Raw genomic sequence first — 4,764 nt, 5'->3', positions numbered from 1 at the left:
ACCGGCCCGCCCGCGCCGGGCACCGGCGCGGCGGGGGCGGGCGCGGACCGCTCCAGCCAGGTCGCGATCCCCTCCGCGGTCGGCGTCCGGTACACCTGCGACAGCGGGAGCGCTCCGTACCGCGGCGACTGGAACGCGGCCCGGACCCGGTTCTGCAGGCTGATCGCCAGCAGCGAGTGGCCGCCCGCCTCGAAGAAGTCCTCGTCCACGCCGACGGCGTCGCGTTCCAGCAGCTCGGCGAACAGTCCGCAGAGCACCGCCTCGGTGCGCGACCGCGGCGCCTCGGCGGCCGCCGGGGCGGGCGCGGCGACGTCCGGGAGCGCGGCGCGGTCGAGCTTGCCGTTCCCGGTGAGCGGGAGCTCGTCCAGCACGCCCACGGCCGCGGGGACCATGTAGTGCGGCACCAGCTCCGCCAGGTGCCGCCTGAGAGCGGCGCCGTCCGGCTCGGTTCCGGGCTCGGGCACCACGTGCGCCGTCAGCACGGCGCCGCCCGCGCGGGATTCGCGCACCACCGCCGCGGCCTGGCGGACCGCCGGGTGGCTCGCCAACGCGGCCTCGACCTCGCCGAGTTCGATCCGGTAGCCCCGGATCTTGACCTGATCGTCCGCGCGGCCGCGGTACACCAGCAGCCCGTCCTCGCGCTCCCGCGCCAGGTCGCCCGACCGGTAGCCGCGCACCGTGCGGCCCGCGCGGTCGACCACGTCGACGAACCGGCGGGCGGTGAGCCCGGGTTGCCCCAGGTAGCCGAGGCTCACCCCGGGGCCCACCACGACGATCTCCCCGGGCTCCCCGGCCCGGACCGGCTGCAGGGCCTCGTCGAGCAGGAGCAGGTCCAGGTCGGGCAGCGGGCGTCCGATCACGCTCTCGCCCGCCCGGAGGTCGGCCTCCCGCACCTGGTGGTACGAGGCGTGCACCGTGGTCTCGGTGATCCCGTACATGTTGACCAGCACCGGCGAGCCCAGCGGGTTCTTCGCCGTCCACGCCCTCAGCTCCGGGAAGCGCAGCGCCTCGCCGCCGAACACGACGTACCTGAGCGGGAGGAGCCCCTCGTGCCGGGTGTCCTCCACTACGAAGTGCTGGAAGGCCGACGGGGTCTGGTTGAGCACCGTCACGCCCTCCCGCTCCAGCAGCCGGCGGAAGGCTGCCGGATCCTTGGCAACCTCCTCGGGCACGACCACGGCGCAGCCGCCGAAGAGCAGCGCGCCCCAGATCTCCCAGACCGAGAAGTCGAAGGCGAAGGAGTGGAAGACCGTCCACACGTCGTGCCGGTCGAATGCGAACAGCGACTCGGTCGCGGTGAACAGCCGCAGCACGTTCCGGTGCGAGACCTCGACACCCTTGGGCCGGCCGGTCGTCCCGGAGGTGTAGATGACGTACGCCCGCGCGTCCGGGGACACCGGTACCGGGCCGAATCCGGTGGCCTCCCGCAGTTCGGGCCCGTCCGCCCGCACTGGTACGGCGCCCTGCGGAACCGCGGCAACGAGCCAGCCGGAGGTCACCACAGCGGCCGGGGCTGCGTCCTCAAGGATCAGCGCGTTGCGGGCGGCGGGCGCGCCCGGGTCCAGCGGGAGGTAGCAGGAGCCCGCCTTCAGCACGGCGACCGCTGCCACCACCATCTCCACCGAGCGGTCCAGCAGGATGCCGACCGGACGCTCCAGGGTGCCGGGCACCTCCGCCAAGCGCGCCGCCAGGCAGCTGGAGCGGCGGTCCAGCTCGGCGTACGTCAGGCTCCGGTCGCCGCACTTGACGGCGGTGCGCCGGGGGTGCGCCGCGACGACTGCGGCGAACGCCTCGACCAGGGTGGTCGTCATGCCGGGCGGCTGGGAATCCGTCATGAAACACTTGCTCCTCGGTAGTCGGCGCGGCCGGGGCGAACGCGCGATCGGTCACGGTGCGGTCGCGGGCCGCGCGTCATCCGACGGACGCGAGCACATCCACCTTCGCGTAGTACACCCGCCGGCCCTTGGTCTGCCGTCGCCAGCTGTTCTCCGACGCGAGCCGGTACACGTTGCTCATCGAGGTCTGGCACAGTTCCGCCACCTCGCGGGCGGTGAGCCACGGCACCCCGTTCTGCTGCCGACGGCTCACCTGGCGGTCCAGCTCCCGCCATTGGGAGGCGGACCAGGAATGGCCCGGGTCGCAGTCGCAGCGGACCTCGCTTGGCAGCATCCGGGTGCCCTCCTGGATGACCGCGACCAGCGATCCGCAGCAGTCGGCCTCGACGCACGGCCCGACCCGGAAGCGGCGTACCGGGATGGGTTCGATCGTGCGCCGCATCAGGCGCACCGTCTCCGCCAGCTCCCGGGCCGCCTCACCGGCCGCCGCGTGGCGGCACAGCCACTGCACGTGCCGGGACAGGAAGCGCGCCATCACCTCCACCGTCCGGTCCCCCGGGGCGCAGCCGTGCCCCTCGTGGACCAGGTCGCACCAGGCACGAAGCCGCGCCCGCGAGATGTCGCGTGCGTCGACCGCTGCGGTGTTGAGCTTGATGCCGAACGAGCGTGTTCCGGAAACCCGCTGCGCGCAGAACGAGGGGGCGGCTAGCGCTTCCTCACACCGCCGGTAGAGACCGGGGAGCGCGCCGAGATCCCGCCTCATCTCCTCCATGCAGTGGATACAAATCTGAAGCCCGCGCTCCTGCTCACTCGCAGTGAGCGTGTCACGGCGGGAGCAGTCGCTGTTAAGACAGAATTCCATACTCTCAGCACCTCGCTTGACAATTTCGAGCAGGCTGAACCTTCGGACCTTCGGTCCAGCATTCACTTTCTCTTTGCGGCCGGCACTCGTCGCACTACGGCATCGGCACGGCCATCGCAGTGAGCAAACAGCCCACACCGAGCCACCCAGTGCACCCGGAGGCTTCCGCCCGAATTCCGCTCGCGCCCGGACTGGAGGGCCGAATTTCCGCGATGAAGGTGGAATCCTCGGAATTCAGAGCCACCCGCGCACCGCCGAATCCCAGCCGGAGACCGGGTGCGCGCCCACCGGGTCCTGTAGACGGACTCCTTGGCGCCGAACAGCAGCCGATCCCAGGCGACGGAGTCGTCCCGCCCTCTCAGCACGGACAGCGTCGAGCACTCTTCGGCGTCGGCGATCAGCCCGGTGACGTTCGGATCAGGCAGGGGATCGTCGGGCTCCCTGTCGACACCGACGATGGCGAGCCGGTCCGCCACAACACCCGGCATCCCGGGCAGTGCGGCAGAATTCCGACCAGGCCGGGCGGCCACAGCGCCCCAGGACCGGGGCCGGCAGACAGCCGATCTCGACCATCGCCCTGCGGGCGCATTCCCGCGCCGCATTCCCGGCGACGCCCGGCGGGCGCCGACTCAACCAGTCACGCCTCCGCAGGATGCGCCGACACCTCGACGCCATGACTGCCGAATTACTCCACCGCGGCTACTCCGGAATGAAGCAGACCGCGCATCACGCAGAACCACGCCCAGGCGGCCGGTGGCGGAACCAGCAAAAACTCGGGAGTCGAAATCTGACATTCCTCGCACACACGCACGATCCCATCGATGCAACCCCCCATAAATTGCATGACACTTTCAGAAGTCGCCCCCCGGGGCCCGCCCACGCATCCGCCCACCAGGGCGACGGCAGATGAATCGCCAAGGGCCGGAAATCCACCGCATGGCAGCCCCCAAGGCTTCTCCGAGAACCGGGATGCCACAAAACCGGGGCGACACTGGGGAGTTGATTCGAAGCCAATTCGAATCCGCCCCCGACCTCAGCCATCCTCACAGGACACTTGACCACCCGTCAACAACTTGTGACCTGCGCCACACTCGTCGATCCGCCAACGAACCGGCAGGCAACCGCATGTACCGTCCTTGCACCACCTACCCGCAGGCAGCTCGGCCGGCTTCACCGCGGATACTCCGCTGAGCCCACTCGCCGACACTCCCCTCAACTGCTTCATCTCGGCGTCGGGGCGGGGCCGACTGCACGAACTTGCTCCGCTTTGGCGGACACCGTTGGTGTGTGTCAGGCCGCCAGGACGGTCGCGTATTCGGCGGGACTGCGGTAGCCGATGCCGCTGTGCAGCCTGCGTGTGATGTCAGCATCGCCGTCGGGCGCCGCCTGGGGCCTGCTCAACGGCGTCCTGGTGACCAGGCTCTGAAGATCCCCTCGTTCATCCATGGTGCCGCTCCGGCTGTGGCGCTGCCACACCTACGCCAACCAGCGCTGGACCACCTCGTGATCCTGACCCGCTGACGGTCGGTGTCCGGCCCGGCCGCGCTCCCCCCGCCAACGGGGGCACTCCGAGGAGCGCGGACGGCATGGGGGCTCGCGCCGCGGCGTTCACCCCAGGAAGCGGGTACCTGTGCCACAACCGGACCGGTGGACGGCACGTTGCACCCCCGTGAACCGCTTCGCCCGATCCGCCCGGGCCGTCCTCCGGCCGACCGCCCGTACCATCGCCGCACTCGCCCGGGGCCCACGGGCCCTCGGCGCCGCCGTCGTCCGCCTCGACGCCCGGGCCGAGGCCGTCCTGCGTTCCTGGGCACGTCCGCTCACCGTCCGCCTGGGCGCCCTGCTGCGTCGGCTGGCCGCCGCCAACTGCGACGGCGCGATGACCCGTCACCTCCTCCACCGCGATTGGGAACGGGGCCGGGGGGACGGCCCGTTCGGTGACGACGGCCGGACGCCCCGGAACACCGCCTGACCTGAACACTTCCGGCACCTGTTCGGCGCGGAGGAGAAGGCGCAGGCCGCCAACACCGCCTTCGAGGCCGCGTACCACGACCTGGTCGACGCCGG

At 71.3% G+C, this 4,764-nt stretch carries 4 protein-coding genes and 1 pseudogene; 2 read left to right on the top strand and 3 right to left on the bottom strand.

The annotated features are described in order from the left end of the window. The 3 genes from ABZ885_RS35570 to ABZ885_RS35560 form a co-directional block, all read right to left on the bottom strand. The coding region (locus ABZ885_RS35570; protein ID WP_360198257.1) for an amino acid adenylation domain-containing protein at nucleotides 1-1,835 on the bottom strand (1,835 nt) is incomplete at its 3' end. A gap of 76 nt (nucleotides 1,836-1,911) precedes the next feature. After that, nucleotides 1,912-2,697: a helix-turn-helix domain-containing protein gene (locus ABZ885_RS35565; protein ID WP_360198255.1), complete on the bottom strand. Its 786-nt coding sequence runs from the start codon at nucleotides 2,695-2,697 to the stop codon at nucleotides 1,912-1,914. 1,290 nt (nucleotides 2,698-3,987) lie between these two features. Next, on the bottom strand, nucleotides 3,988-4,143 hold the full coding sequence (locus ABZ885_RS35560; RefSeq protein WP_360198252.1) for a hypothetical protein: 156 nt from the start codon (nucleotides 4,141-4,143) through the stop codon (nucleotides 3,988-3,990). A gap of 223 nt (nucleotides 4,144-4,366) precedes the next feature. Here ABZ885_RS35560 and ABZ885_RS35555 point away from each other — a divergent pair, with 223 nt between their 5' ends. Both ABZ885_RS35555 and ABZ885_RS35550 read left to right on the top strand, forming a co-directional pair. Beyond that, the gene (locus tag ABZ885_RS35555) at nucleotides 4,367-4,669 is read left to right on the top strand and encodes a hypothetical protein (protein ID WP_360198249.1); all 303 of its coding nucleotides are present in this window, start codon (nucleotides 4,367-4,369) and stop codon (nucleotides 4,667-4,669) included. A gap of 9 nt (nucleotides 4,670-4,678) precedes the next feature. After that, nucleotides 4,679-4,764 (top strand): annotated as a pseudogene (locus tag ABZ885_RS35550) (haloacid dehalogenase); the annotation flags it as partial.

This window comes from Kitasatospora sp. NPDC047058 (assembly GCF_040643935.1).
GTDB lineage: Bacteria > Actinomycetota > Actinomycetes > Streptomycetales > Streptomycetaceae > Kitasatospora.
The sequence above is the reverse complement of the archived record's forward strand: the minus strand, read 5'-3'. Positions and strand labels throughout refer to the sequence as shown.

Coding starts and splice junctions, on each gene's coding strand:
- ABZ885_RS35565 (WP_360198255.1), bottom strand. CDS start 2,697: ATGGAATTCTGTCTTAACAGCGACTGCTCCCGCCGTGACACGCTCACT.
- ABZ885_RS35560 (WP_360198252.1), bottom strand. CDS start 4,143: ATGGATGAACGAGGGGATCTTCAGAGCCTGGTCACCAGGACGCCGTTG.